Raw genomic sequence first — 12,084 nt, 5'->3', positions numbered from 1 at the left:
GTCGCAAGGAGAGAAATTATGTTGCAGGTTAACGAGTTGAACCAGTATTACGGCGGCAGTCACATCCTGCGCGGGCTGTCTTTCGAGGCAAAGATCGGCGAAGTAACCTGCCTGCTGGGGCGCAACGGCGTCGGCAAAACCACCCTGCTGAAATGCCTGATGGGACTTATCCCTGCCAAATCCGGCACTATCAGCTGGAACGGCGCCGTGATTAACGGACGAAAACCGCATCAGCGGGTGCAGTCCGGCATTGCCTATGTCCCGCAGGGTCGCGAAATTTTTCCGCGTCTCACGGTGGAAGAAAATCTGCTGATGGGCTTGTCGCGCTTTTCGGGTAGTTCGTCGAAAACGGTGCCGGATGAAATCTATCACCTGTTTCCGGTTTTGCTGGAGATGAAACATCGCCGGGGTGGCGACCTGTCGGGCGGTCAGCAACAGCAGTTGGCGATTGGTCGCGCGCTGGCCTGCAAACCCAGCCTGTTGATTCTCGACGAGCCGACAGAGGGGATTCAGCCGTCGGTCATCAAGGAAATAGGCGCGGTTATCCGCCAGCTTGCGTCACGCGGAGATATGGCTATTTTGCTGGTTGAGCAATTTTATGATTTCGCGGCAGAACTGGCAGACAGCTATCTGGTCATGTCGCGCGGCAATATTATCAAGCGCGGTCCCGGCAGCGAGATGGAAGTGGAAGGGGTACGCGGGTTAGTCGCGATTTAAACACGGGTTGATGCCACGGCGTTCCGTGGCATGGTAGCGAAGGGTCGTCAAAACGATTTGCGACGATTGAGCATGACATGGTCATCCACTCTGCCGGTCATGATATTTTCCAGCCCATTCAAGATCCCCGAACAGTTGTTGCAGGCTTCGAAGTCGCCCTTTATCTTGCCGACCAGACGTTGGGTATAGATATAGGTCTTCGCCACCCTTCCAGACAGGGTCGCGTTTTCGTCATAAGGCTGGGAAACAATATAATTCAGCGCCTGAACTTCGGCATGCAGGCCTGCAATCCCGGCCATTTTTGGCAGGATAAAATTCATGTTTTTAACGTATTGCCGGATCCTTTTCTCAATATAGGGGTGCAGGCCAATCTGGGTTTCCGTCTGGAGATAAGCCGTTTTAATCCCTTCGATAAACTTCTCCATGTCCGTCACCTTGTAATACCCCAGGCTCATTTGTGGATTCCAGCGCTTGGCCTTGCCGAGTTTTTCCGGAGAATACTCGGCCAAATCATCCTTTATGGCTTCACTGACCAGTTTCACCCCCGAAAATAATCCTTTGACGGTCAGACTTCCGGGCAGATTGACGAACCCCTCTTTGCCGGCGGAACTCTCGCCCTCATCGTCAACAACGGCACCCGCATGCGCTGCATAATTTTTCAATTTTCTGCTGGTGAAACGCATATTCTGCGCCGCTTTTGCTCTCATTTTCTCGTTTTTCAACCCTTTTAGAGCCGTCTCGTTATTCTCGGCTTCGGCCAGAATACCCTGTGTGGAGGTTTTAAAGGTTTGATAAAAGTTCTGTATCGGCGGATTCAGCTTGTGAATGATATCAATCAGATTTTTTGTATTGTGATGAATGGCAAGCTCCAGCCACTCCAGCGAAGCCCCTGATTTTGGGTTGGCGTTTTCCCCTGCGCCCAGCAATCCTCTTCCTGATGCTGCATCTGAGGTTTTGCTGCTGTAATGATCAACCAGCGCGGACGTCAGACTGTCTGTATTGCTGTTGGCACCGGGTTCAGGCGAACTTTTTGCATCCAGCTCCGAAGAACCGACCCGTTTCAACGGCGGGAATTTCCTGAAGGAAACGGGGGTCGTTTGACGTGTGGGCGGGGAGAGGAATTAACAATAGGGTCATATTTGTTTGGCATCGTATCACCCGCATCAAGGGTTTAAGGGTCGAATACTCTCATTAAACACATTGACCGGAGTGATATCTACGCGGGCATGTTCCACCCTAAAACAAGGCGACCTCTGCTCTTTTTTACGCTACCAGAACGCAAAAAAGCCGCGACATTGCGCGGCTTTTTGTCATGCTTGCTCGCTCGAGACGAGCCTGTCGTTACTACGAACGGACTTTGCGGTAGATAAACAGCACCACAATGGCACCGATAACCGCGACAACGAAGCTGCCGAAGTTGAAACCGTCTACACGACCAAAGCCGAAGAAGGTACTGATGTAACCGCCGACAACGGCACCAATCACCCCTAGAATAACGGTCAGGATAAAGCCACCACCGTCTTTACCCGGCATGATCCACTTAGCCAGAATACCTGCAATCAGACCAAAAATAATCCAGGATAAAATACCCATTTGACGTCTCCTAATTCATTGGTGTTACCGTGAATGTTGTCCAGCCAAGCGGCCAGACCAAAGTAGAAAATTCCCTTCCTACATTCCCTTTCTACATAACAGTCCGTACGCAGCGCCCCAGACTTTTTTCTGTTACTCGCGTTCAAGTTTAGCAGAGATATGGAAACTCGCTCAAAATCAGCCACAAGCACATTTTTCAGGCGATTTTTGCGTTCAATGTATAGCGCCCTCCAGTCGAGTAAATATTTGTGGTCGGTAAGGTAAAAGCGCGTAAATATTGCACAATAAATTTGAATGACTTCCTCAAATCAATCCGTTTTTAATCCTTCTTCGATCGGCCTATTATTCTCTCATCGAAAGGCAAACCCCTTTCAAACTCACTCAAACCTTTAGGAACGACATCATGAAAAGCATCAAATATTTTGCAGTAGCAGCGACCCTTTCTCTGGCTTCTTTTGCTTCACTGGCCGCAAGCCCGATTGAAGACGGCGCACAGAAAATTGGCGTGGTGACCGCGCATGGCGCAACCAACCTTGATGCACTTGAAAGCGACGTCGCCGCTCAGGCAAAACAGGCCGGTGCCTCTTCTTACCGCATCACCTCGGTGACCGGTAACAACCGCATGAGCGCAAGCGCGGTGCTGTACAAATAAGTCCCGAACACCCTGTTTTATGCGCTTTAAGAAGGCCTGCGAGATCTCCGACCCTATCTCGCAGGCCTTCTGCTTTTCTGTGACCTCCCCTTTCACGCTCGTCATATCCTTGTTAGCATCACGCCCCTCGGCACACGCTGAATTTTTACTCTGTTCACAAGGGAAGGACGATGAAAACCCGTATTACCGCAACACCAACCCACGACGATATCGAAACCGTAAAAGATGGCCTGCGCGGCTACAATAAACACTTTATTCCGCAGAATTCGTTCAAGGAACTGGGCGTATTTATCGAAGATGAAAACGGTAAAAAAAGCGGAGGACTGATTGGCGAAACGGTCGGCAATTATCTGATGATCAAATACTTGTGGGTCGATGAATCTTTACGCGGTCAGGACTGCGGCACGCAGTTGATTCGGCAGGCTGAAGAAGAGGCCATCGCCCGCGGATGCCGCTATGCGCTGGTTGATACTTTCAGTTTTCAGGCGCGCCCGTTTTACGAGCGTCTGGGGTATGAGTGCAAAATGACCCTCGAAGAGTTTATCGACGATATTCGTGGACTGCCCGAAGTCGAGTCGACCCACCAGCGTTTCTATCTCAGCAAAAGACTCGGTTAATCAATAAGGTGCCCATTCGATTCGGGCACTTTCCCCTCAGGGCCGTCATCGTGGGCAGCCTGTCGTCAGGCGCATCGCGATACCCTGTCTTGAGGAGTAAATGCGTTTTACTCTCCCGATAAAGAATGATTGTGCATTCCCTGCCCTGAATGTCGAAACATGGCGTACTCTTTAATCAATAACTCTGCGTTCATGAGTATTCCCCGTCAGGAGGATCGATGAAGAGATGTGTTTCGACATTATGGGTGCTGCTTGCCCTGCTGTTTACCGCCAGCGCCTCTGCCGCCACGGCACATGCCATCAAGGAAAAATTCAATCGCATGCAGATTGGCGATCGGACACTTTGCCTGAGCGATATTCTGTATCCGAACGAACAAGCCATGAAGGTTATCGAAAACGGCTTTCTGGTGCAGAAATCCAAAGATGAACTGGTGTACCAAACCGTGTTGATTTACCTGCTCGGCAACGAGATTACCGTGAATATTCATGCACTCATCGTCAGTCGGCTCAATAATGAGTCTTTCTCCAACGAGTTCAGGGATACCTTCATTCAGGTTACCGGTCTCGACCAGCCCAATCAGGCGGCGGCCAAGGCCAACATCTTGAAAAGCTATCAGGAATCGGTAGTGAAACAGATAAGCAGCGTGCCTTACAGCGCGGTTATCCTTAACGAAAAGGGCTATGAAATCAGTCAGCAGGAAGATCAGGTGAGTGAACTCAGCACCTGTTATATTTCTCCCATTAAAACGGCGACGGCCGATTAACGCTGATACTTGATAAAATCGGTGTGAACGCCCACTCTGTCGTAGAGCTTTCTCGCCGTCTGGTTACTCTCCTGGGTCATCCAGTAGACATTGCCTTTGCCCGTTTCATCGGCATAGCGATAAACCGCCTCGATAAGCGCCTGACCTACGCCCGTCTTTCGCGCCTGCGAAGAAACGTAGAGATCCTGAAGATAAACCACCTGCTCGAGCCGCCAGCCATGGTCGTGATTGATACAGTTCACGATGCCCACCAACTTGCCGTCCTGCTCCGCCACATAGCCAAACATCGCGGCATACTCTTCCGAGGCCAGACGCTGAAAGGTGGTTTTGACTATCGCGTCATTCAACGTGGTCTGATAAAAATCCAGGTACTCTTTCCACAGCCCTTCCCACTGTGCCTGATCGGCAAAAGTCAGCGGACGAATAACCGGTTTGCCTTGCTCTGACATCGGTGCACCTTAAATGTCGATAAAAGTCAGTCTACCTTCATACAGAGAGCAATAATTCGTCAACCCCTTTTAGACAGGAGCGGGATAATGAATGATATCGTGAAATCTTACCGGTTCGCCGTGGGCGTTGCGATAGGCGTGGGGGCAGTCGGCCTCGAATCGTAGACCTTCACCCGCAGAGAGCCGATGGTGTACGCCATCTACCGTAAGCTCAAGTTCTCCTTCGATAACAATGACATGCTCGATGACGCCGACCGCATGAGGTGAAGACTCGCTGTAGCCTTCGCGCTCTAGTTCAACCACAAACATGTCCATTCTCAATTCGGGATCATAGGGGAAAAACGACACGACGCTCATTCCCGAATGCCTGTTGTCGAAGGCCGAGGCAGGACTGGCGGTCTGCCCCGTCGCCCCCACCTCGGGCGGCTGCAGGAACTGGGTAAACGAGGCCTGAAATCCGCTGGCGATTTTCCAGAGGGTCGCCACCGTCGGACTGGATTCCCCGCGTTCGATTTGCCCGAGCATCGCTTTGCTGACGCCCGTTTCATGCGCGGCCTGAGTCAGACTCCAGCCGCGCCTGGCCCGCAAGGTTTTAAGCTGATGACCAATGTGTCGCGTTAACTCCTGCATGGTGTTTTCCTTACCGGGTTTTGCTGAATTATGCCGTGTTTCGGGGCGGAGGTAATGATTGTACGTTATAACGCACGATGATACTCTCGTTTGATGTTGTACGCTATAACGTACGTTCATCCGTATCAGAATACGATTCCGCATTGGCAGGCGGGGAAAAAGGGGCAGGAGTCGATGTTTTCAAAATCAAGCAGGCAGGATTGGTCATTTTCCGCCATAAGCGCCGGATTCGTGGCCGTACTCGTCGGTTACACCAGCGCGGCGGCCATCGTGTTTCAGGCCTATCAGTCGGCAGGCGCGAGTCTGGAGCAGATTGGCAGCTGGTTTACCCTGCTCGGTTTCGGCATGGGCATTACCACTATGGGCCTGTCTCTTTATTACCGCACGCCTATCCTGACCGCCTGGTCGACGCCGGGCGCGGCACTGCTGGTCACCAGCATGCCGGGTATCGCCATCAATGACGCCATTGGCGTATTTATTTTCGCCAACGCGCTGATTTTTCTGGCCGGCATTACCGGTTTGTTTGCCAAAATGATGCGCTACATACCGCAGGCACTGTCTGCGGCGATGCTGGGCGGAATTTTGCTGCGCTTCGGGCTGGATGCCTTCGCCTCGCTGCAAAGCAATCTGGCCCTGGCGGGAAGCATGTGTCTGGTTTATCTGCTGGCAAAACGTTTTCTGGCCCGCTATGCGGTGATCCTGTCTTTGGCTATCGGATTGGCGGTGGCGGCGATGCAGGGAAATATCGCCTTCCACGGTCAGAGCCTGCACGTTGCCGCGCCGCTGCTGATTGCGCCGCATTTCTCGTGGTCGACCCTGATTGGCATCGGATTACCGGTTCTTTATCGTGACCATGGCTTCGCAAAATGCGCCGGGCATCGCCACGCTGCACGCCTCGGGATACAAGGTTCCGGTTTCCCCTCTGATAGCGGTGACGGCACTGGTGACAGTGCTTTTAGCCCCGTTTGGCGTCTATTCCATCGGCATTGCGGCGATCACGGCGGCCATTTGCATGGGTAAGGAGGTGCATCCCGATCCTGCCAAACGCTATACCGCAGCCGTCGCGGCAGGCATCTTCTATTTACTGGCCGGCGTACTCGGCGGTTCTATCGGCACCCTTTTCACCGCCCTGCCTGCGCCGCTTATCCATACCATTGCGGGTCTGGCACTGCTTGGCACCATTTCGGGCAGTCTTTATCGTGCGCTGACGGAAGAAAGCCAACGCGATGCCGCGATAGTCACCTTTTTGATTACCGCCTCCGGCATTCAGCTGTTTGGCGTCGGCTCTGCTTTCTGGGGACTGGTAGGCGGCGTAATAACTCATCTTATCCTCAGCTTTACGCCCAAATCCTCACAAAAAAATCAGGAAAAAATCAGTCATCCTCAGCCTTAAACTTCGACCGGGGTCTCAAAAGGTTGAGGCCCTTCATGTTATGGGTAACAGGATTCGGTAACACGTCGTTTAGTGATGGCGATCACATTTTGAAGAGGACAAAGCCTTTTAACTGAGTGTATAAATCGCCATTCAAAGAGCAAATGACATGAAAATCGAGACAAAATCTTGCGTAGTGACCGGGAAAAAAGACGTGGCTGTGGTAGACCAGCAACTGGATTATCAGGGCGAAGGCACCTTGGTGAAAGTCACCCGCGGCGGGATCTGCGGCTCTGACCTGCACTATTACGAACATGGCGCAGTCGGAGATTTCAAAGTCCGCGAAGCTATGGTGCTGGGTCACGAGGTCGTCGGCGTCGTCGAACAATCCGACAATGCTGCACTGAAACCCGGCCAGAAGGTCGCGCTGAACCCGAGTAAACCGTGTAAAAGCTGCAAATATTGTCTGGCCGGTGAAGAAAATCAGTGCACCACCATGAAATTCTTCGGCAGCGCCATGTATTTCCCGCATATCAACGGCGCATTTACCCAATTTAAAATTGTCGACAGCGAACAGTGCATCCCCTTTGATAATGGCGTAAGCGACAGCCTGATGGTGTTTGCCGAACCGCTGGCCGTGGCGATTCATGCCGTCAATCAGGCAGGCGATGTGCAGGGCAAAACCGTGTTTGTCTCCGGTGTGGGTCCCATCGGCAGCCTGATCGCCGCCGCCGCCAAAGCCAAAGGCGCTGCGGAAGTGGTCTGCACCGACCTGAGCGAGCGCTGTCTGGAGATTGCCGAGGCGATGGGCGCAACCAAAACGCTGCATGCCGCCACGGGTGATTTCGCGCCCTATCTCGAGCAGAAAGGCTACTTTGATGTTTCATTCGACGCCTCCGGCCACCCTTCTTCGATTCGTCGCTGCCTTGAAGTCACGCGCGCCAAAGGCACGCTGGTACAGGTTGGCATGGGCGGCGCCATTCCTGACTTCCCGATGATGATGCTGATTGCCAAAGAGATTAAATGGGTCGGCAGCTTCCGCTTCACCGAAGAGTTCGTAACGGCCGTGGAATGGTTGGCGGACAAGATTATCGACCCTATGCCGCTGCTTTCTGCGGAGTATCCGCAGGATGCGTTGACAGAGGCGCTGAACTTCGCCGCCGATAAAACCAAAGCCTCGAAAGTCCAGCTGGTGTTTTAGTCCCCCGCCGTCACCATCATGTCCGTTTTTGGCCTTCTTCCCGGCTCAAGGTGCGCGCAATATAGCGTTATCTAAAAGAGAGGAGGGCCGAATATGACTACCAGCGCACTATTGATAATCGACGTACAGCGTTCATTCGAGCAAAGACCGTTTTGGCAGGAGGACGATTTTCCTGCCTTCAAGCAGGCCATTTCGCGACTGATCGACGGCTGCCAGAGCCGTGGCGTTCCACTGGTCGATATCTTCCATGTCAGTCAGGGCGTTTTTTCCCGCGAATCCGGACTGGTAACGCCTATGTCCTTTCTGCATCACGAGCCGCAGGCACGTTTTTATAAACACGTGCATAATGCCCTGACCGAGTCGGGTCTGGACCTCTGGTTGCAGGAGCAGAACATCAAGCACTTGATTATCAGTGGGCTGCGTACGGAGCAATGCTGCGAAACCACGACGCGCGTGGCGTCCGATCTCGGCTTCGAGGTGACGTTCGTGACGGAAGCCACGATGACGTTCCCGATGACCCATGCCTCGGGCAAAACCTTTGGCAGCGACGAGATTAAACGTCATACCGAATTGGTGCTGGCGGACCGCTTTGCCAACGTTACCGACGTCGACGGCGCGCTGGAAGAACTGGACTACCGCGCCCGTAATCACCTCTAGAATCAGACAGGTAAGGATATTTATGCAGCGCGATGTATATTTTGTCACTCTGCCGGGCGCGTTGGCGCTGGACCTGACCGGTCCGGCCGAAACCTTGCGCCTCAGCGGGCAGTTCAGGACACATTATATCAGTCCGCTGAATGAGGTCGAGCTGACAACCGGTCTGGTGGTCAGCCGTCTTCAGCCTCTGCCTTCGACTTTACCCGCTCACAGCATCGTCGTCGTGCCGGGCGTCGATAACTCCGAAACCCAGTTTGATACCGAACCCGCAAGGCTTGCCCGCGACTGGTTAACAACCTTAAAAGGCCGTATCGAACAGGGAGGTTGCAGCTGGTCTGTATCTGTTCCGGCAGTCTGCTGGCGGGCATGGCGGGTCTGCTCGACGGTTACCAGTGCACCTCGCATCACGAGGTTATCCCGCGACTGCGCGAACGTGTGCCCGCGGCACTGGTCAAGGACAATCGCATCTTTGTCGAAGACCGCCACGTGCTGACCAGCGCCGGCATTACGGCGGGTATTGATTTGGCGCTGTACCTTGTTGCGCAACATCTCGGCCCACAGGCAGCGCTGGATGTCGCCCGCGAAATGGTGGTCTATTTCCGTCGCGGCGGCGAAGACCCGCAGCTTTCGCCGTGGCTGCAACATCGAAATCACCTGCATCCGGCGGTCCATCGGGCGCAGAATGTTATTTCCGCCGATCCCGAAACCGCCTGGCAGGTCGAAGACGTTGCCGCAAAGGCGCATATCAGCAGCCGCCATCTGACGCGACTGTTTCGGCAATATCTCGGCATCAGCGTGCGCGATTATCACGAGCAACTGCGCATCGCGGTGGCTCGCCAGCGAATGCAGCAAGGACTTGGCGTGGAGAAAGCCGCGTTGGCCGCCGGATTTTCCTCTGGCCGCCAACTTCGACGGGCGCAACTGCGCTGGCAGGAATAACCGCGCTTCATCTATTAACTGACCCAATGCCGCCGGTCGATTTTGCCGATAAGCACTGCCAGCAGCAAGCCGCCGCCCAACCCGCAGACAAACAGGAAAGCGATGTTGAGCAGCGGGTAGGCAGGAAAATCAAGATGCCGACCGCGTATCCCGATAATGATCAGCGCATGCAGGCCATAAATCGCCAGTGAATGCCGCGATATCAGCGCCAATCCCCGCAGACTGCGTTTCGCCAGATGCTGTTTTGCCCAGATAAACAGCGACAGGGCCGAAATAAACACCAGCGGACTGCAATAGGTATAAAACGTCTCGGCAAAGTTTTGATTACTCAGCGATTGCCGCTGCGTGCCAACGGCAATTAACAGCGTTACTGGCGACAAACACCAACCCTGCCACTCTACCCTGCCATTGTTTCTCGAGAGCCATGCAGCCCAGCGCGCGCCCCATCAGCGCATACAGCACATAATAAAAGGCATCGCCGCTGATATACAGATTCACAGGCAGCAGGCTGATTTTGTGCCAACTGACGGCAGGAAGCTGAGGATTGGCCAGCACGCCCAGCACGGCGGCAACGGCGAACAGCATCTTTCCCGATACGGGTTTGACATGAATAAAGGGCGAAAGCAGATAAATCAGCCCAATCGCGTAGAAGAACCAAAGATGATAAAACACCGGCTTATGAAGAATCTGTCGCAGTGAAGGCCAAAAACCTATTTTTGTCATCAAAATGATATAGGTTAGCGAGACGGCGCTATAAAATAACAGGCACAGCCCGATGCGCAGCAAATGGCGTGGACGGGCGCTTTTTTCGCCCCAGAACAGAAAGCCGGAAATCATGAAAAACACCGGTACGGATGCACGTGAAGCGGAATCGAGCAGATTTGCCAGCCACCACGAAACGTTATCGATTGCGCTGAAATTTACCACGTGAAAACTGGTGGCATGGATCAGGACGACCATCATGCAGGCGATACCGCGCAGATTATCTATCCAGCCTATTTTTTGGCTCATTTCGGGCTTAATCCTTAACTATTTTTAAACTTATTACCTGGTTCCGGCAGTTTAATCGACTATTTACGGGCTAAGAGGGTAAACTGTTACTCTCATTATGTGCTCAGCGGCAGAAAGATCGTTGCCATTTGCTCAAATTATCGGCAAAATATCTGCCATTACTGACTCCGCTAGTCCGTCCTGTCCGAGCAGTCCCTATTTTCCTACTAATTATCAGTTAATTAGCTCTTTTTTGTGAAGTGATTATGCTTAACTCCCCGAATACTGCGTCGCTCCTGAGTCGGCGGGCCCTGTTGTTCCCTCTGTGTCTGGTGCTGTTTGAATTTGCGACCTATATCGCCAACGATATGATTCAACCGGGCATGCTGGCGGTAGTCGCCAATTTCAACGCCAGTGAAGACTGGGTTCCTACCTCCATGACTGCCTATCTCGCGGGCGGCATGTTCCTGCAATGGCTGCTCGGCCCGTTGTCGGACCGTCGCGGGCGTCGTCCCGTCATGCTCGCGGGGGTCGGCTTCTTTGTCATCAGTTGTCTGGCGATTTTATTTGCCCAAACCATAGAACAGTTTATGGTTATTCGCTTCTTCCAGGGGATTAGCCTGTGCTTTATCGGCGCGGTCGGCTACGCCACGATACAGGAATCCTTTGAAGAGTCGGTGTGCATTCGCATTACGGCGCTGATGGCAAATGTGGCACTGGCCGCGCCGCTGCTCGGCCCCCTGGCGGGCGCAGCGATGATTGAATATGCGCCGTGGCAGTTGATGTTCGTGATTTTCGCCGTGCTGGCGAGCATTGCGTTCTGGGGCTTGCATAAGGCCATGCCCGAAACGGCCTCGCGCATCGGCGAGCCTTTGTCGGTAAAAGGGCTGCTGGTCGACTATAAAATCGTCTTGAAAAATCGTCCGTTTCTGTGCGGCTCTCTGGCTATCGGTTTTGCCAGCTTGCCGCTGCTGGCATGGATTGCGCAGTCGCCGGTCATTCTTATCCGCGGCGAAGGCCTGTCGGCGCTGGAGTACGGGCTGTTGCAGGTCCCGGTCTTTGGCGCACTGATTGTCGGCAACCTTACGCTCGCCAAACTGACGGGCAAACGCAGTGTCGAGCAGTTGATCAAGCTGGGCGCGGTACCTATGGTCGCGGGCCTGTTTATCGCCGCCCTCGCCACGCTTCTGGCGGGTCACGCCTATTTGTGGATGACCGCCGGACTCAGCCTCTATGCGTTCGGCATCGGGGTCGCCAATGCCGGTCTGTATCGCCTCACGCTGTTTTCGAGCGAGATGAGTAAAGGTACGGTGTCTGCGGCAATGGGCATGATAAGCATGCTGGTGTTTACGCTGGGTATCGAGTTGGCGAAAGTTGCCTACCTGAGCGGCGGCAGCGCCCTGTTCAACGGCTTTAATCTGGTCAGTGGACTGCTGTGGCTTTCGCTGGTCGCGGTGTTTATCCGCCAGCGAAAGCCGATGATTGATGGCGCGGTGGTGTAAA

General features: G+C 53.5%; 11 protein-coding genes and 4 pseudogenes. 10 read left to right on the top strand and 5 right to left on the bottom strand.

What is annotated here, in order from left to right; all coding sequences use genetic code 11:
- Window positions 1-18: 18 nt before the first annotated feature.
- The gene (gene urtE / locus O1V66_RS17880; RefSeq protein ID WP_045048787.1) at window positions 19-717 is read left to right on the top strand and encodes an urea ABC transporter ATP-binding subunit UrtE; all 699 of its coding nucleotides are present in this window, start codon (window positions 19-21) and stop codon (window positions 715-717) included.
- A gap of 47 nt (window positions 718-764) precedes the next feature.
- On the opposite strand, the gene O1V66_RS17875 is transcribed toward urtE, so the two are convergent.
- Both O1V66_RS17875 and O1V66_RS17870 read right to left on the bottom strand, forming a co-directional pair.
- On the bottom strand, window positions 765-1,781 hold the full coding sequence (locus tag O1V66_RS17875; RefSeq protein ID WP_045048788.1) for a YwqJ-related putative deaminase: 1,017 nt from the start codon (window positions 1,779-1,781) through the stop codon (window positions 765-767).
- A gap of 280 nt (window positions 1,782-2,061) precedes the next feature.
- Entirely contained in the window at window positions 2,062-2,310 is a 249-nt protein-coding gene (locus O1V66_RS17870) for a GlsB/YeaQ/YmgE family stress response membrane protein (protein WP_045048789.1), read from the bottom strand.
- Window positions 2,311-2,713: 403 nt separating this feature from the next.
- Between O1V66_RS17870 and bhsA the strand changes: the two genes are divergently transcribed.
- The 3 genes from bhsA to O1V66_RS17855 all read left to right on the top strand — a co-directional run bounded on the left by bhsA (window position 2,714) and on the right by O1V66_RS17855 (window position 4,343).
- Window positions 2,714-2,962, top strand: a complete 249-nt coding sequence (gene bhsA / locus O1V66_RS17865; protein WP_045048790.1) for a multiple stress resistance protein BhsA — start codon at window positions 2,714-2,716, stop codon at window positions 2,960-2,962.
- Window positions 2,963-3,132: 170 nt separating this feature from the next.
- Entirely contained in the window at window positions 3,133-3,579 is a 447-nt protein-coding gene (locus O1V66_RS17860; RefSeq protein ID WP_045048791.1) for a GNAT family N-acetyltransferase, read from the top strand.
- Window positions 3,580-3,797: 218 nt separating this feature from the next.
- Window positions 3,798-4,343 (top strand): hypothetical protein, encoded by a 546-nt coding sequence (locus O1V66_RS17855; RefSeq protein WP_045048792.1) that lies wholly within the window; start codon window positions 3,798-3,800, stop codon window positions 4,341-4,343.
- Here O1V66_RS17855 and O1V66_RS17850 read toward each other — a convergent pair.
- Complete coding sequence (locus O1V66_RS17850; RefSeq protein WP_045048793.1) at window positions 4,340-4,792, bottom strand: GNAT family N-acetyltransferase; 453 nt, start codon at window positions 4,790-4,792, stop codon at window positions 4,340-4,342. The two genes, O1V66_RS17855 and O1V66_RS17850, sit on opposite strands and share 4 nt — an antisense overlap.
- Window positions 4,793-4,861: 69 nt before the next feature.
- Window positions 4,862-5,422 carry a helix-turn-helix domain-containing protein gene (locus O1V66_RS17845; protein WP_045048794.1) on the bottom strand — a complete coding sequence of 187 codons (561 nt, stop codon included), beginning with the start codon at window positions 5,420-5,422 and terminating at the stop codon, window positions 4,862-4,864.
- Between the two features lie 174 nt (window positions 5,423-5,596).
- On the opposite strand from O1V66_RS17845, the pseudogene O1V66_RS17840 reads away from it, so the two are divergent.
- The 5 genes and pseudogenes from O1V66_RS17840 (at window position 5,597) to O1V66_RS17825 (ending at window position 9,591) form a co-directional block, all read left to right on the top strand.
- Window positions 5,597-6,815 (top strand): annotated as a pseudogene (locus O1V66_RS17840) (benzoate/H(+) symporter BenE family transporter).
- 148 nt (window positions 6,816-6,963) lie between these two features.
- A complete protein-coding gene (gene idnD, locus O1V66_RS17835; RefSeq protein WP_045048796.1) occupies window positions 6,964-7,995 on the top strand; it encodes an L-idonate 5-dehydrogenase in 1,032 nt (343 codons plus the stop codon).
- A gap of 93 nt (window positions 7,996-8,088) precedes the next feature.
- The gene (locus O1V66_RS17830; RefSeq protein WP_045048797.1) at window positions 8,089-8,652 is read left to right on the top strand and encodes a cysteine hydrolase family protein; all 564 of its coding nucleotides are present in this window, start codon (window positions 8,089-8,091) and stop codon (window positions 8,650-8,652) included.
- 18 nt (window positions 8,653-8,670) lie between these two features.
- A pseudogene (locus O1V66_RS21940) lies at window positions 8,671-8,730 on the top strand (hypothetical protein); the annotation flags it as partial.
- Window positions 8,714-9,591 (top strand): annotated as a pseudogene (locus O1V66_RS17825) (GlxA family transcriptional regulator). The pseudogenes O1V66_RS21940 and O1V66_RS17825, both read left to right, overlap by 17 nt.
- Window positions 9,592-9,605: 14 nt before the next feature.
- Here O1V66_RS17825 and O1V66_RS17820 read toward each other — a convergent pair.
- Window positions 9,606-10,602, bottom strand: a pseudogene (locus O1V66_RS17820) (acyltransferase).
- A gap of 245 nt (window positions 10,603-10,847) precedes the next feature.
- Between O1V66_RS17820 and O1V66_RS17815 the strand changes: the two are divergent.
- The gene (locus tag O1V66_RS17815) at window positions 10,848-12,083 is read left to right on the top strand and encodes an MFS transporter (RefSeq protein ID WP_045048800.1); all 1,236 of its coding nucleotides are present in this window, start codon (window positions 10,848-10,850) and stop codon (window positions 12,081-12,083) included.
- Window position 12,084 lies beyond the last annotated feature (1 nt).

This window comes from Rouxiella chamberiensis (genome assembly GCF_026967475.1).
GTDB classification, from domain to species: Bacteria; Pseudomonadota; Gammaproteobacteria; order Enterobacterales; family Enterobacteriaceae; genus Rouxiella; species Rouxiella chamberiensis.
Note: the sequence above shows the minus strand (reverse complement) of the source record. Positions and strands in the feature narration are given on the sequence as shown.

Excerpts from the sequence above, each read along its gene's own strand:
- urtE (WP_045048787.1), top strand. The coding sequence starts at position 19 with ATGTTGCAGGTTAACGAGTTGAACCAGTATTACGGCGGCAGTCACATC.
- O1V66_RS17870 (WP_045048789.1), bottom strand. The coding sequence starts at position 2,310 with ATGGGTATTTTATCCTGGATTATTTTTGGTCTGATTGCAGGTATTCTG.
- bhsA (WP_045048790.1), top strand. The coding sequence starts at position 2,714 with ATGAAAAGCATCAAATATTTTGCAGTAGCAGCGACCCTTTCTCTGGCT.
- O1V66_RS17860 (WP_045048791.1), top strand. The coding sequence starts at position 3,133 with ATGAAAACCCGTATTACCGCAACACCAACCCACGACGATATCGAAACC.
- O1V66_RS17855 (WP_045048792.1), top strand. The coding sequence starts at position 3,798 with ATGAAGAGATGTGTTTCGACATTATGGGTGCTGCTTGCCCTGCTGTTT.
- O1V66_RS17850 (WP_045048793.1), bottom strand. The coding sequence starts at position 4,792 with ATGTCAGAGCAAGGCAAACCGGTTATTCGTCCGCTGACTTTTGCCGAT.
- O1V66_RS17845 (WP_045048794.1), bottom strand. The coding sequence starts at position 5,422 with ATGCAGGAGTTAACGCGACACATTGGTCATCAGCTTAAAACCTTGCGG.
- idnD (WP_045048796.1), top strand. The coding sequence starts at position 6,964 with ATGAAAATCGAGACAAAATCTTGCGTAGTGACCGGGAAAAAAGACGTG.
- O1V66_RS17830 (WP_045048797.1), top strand. The coding sequence starts at position 8,089 with ATGACTACCAGCGCACTATTGATAATCGACGTACAGCGTTCATTCGAG.
- O1V66_RS17815 (WP_045048800.1), top strand. The coding sequence starts at position 10,848 with ATGCTTAACTCCCCGAATACTGCGTCGCTCCTGAGTCGGCGGGCCCTG.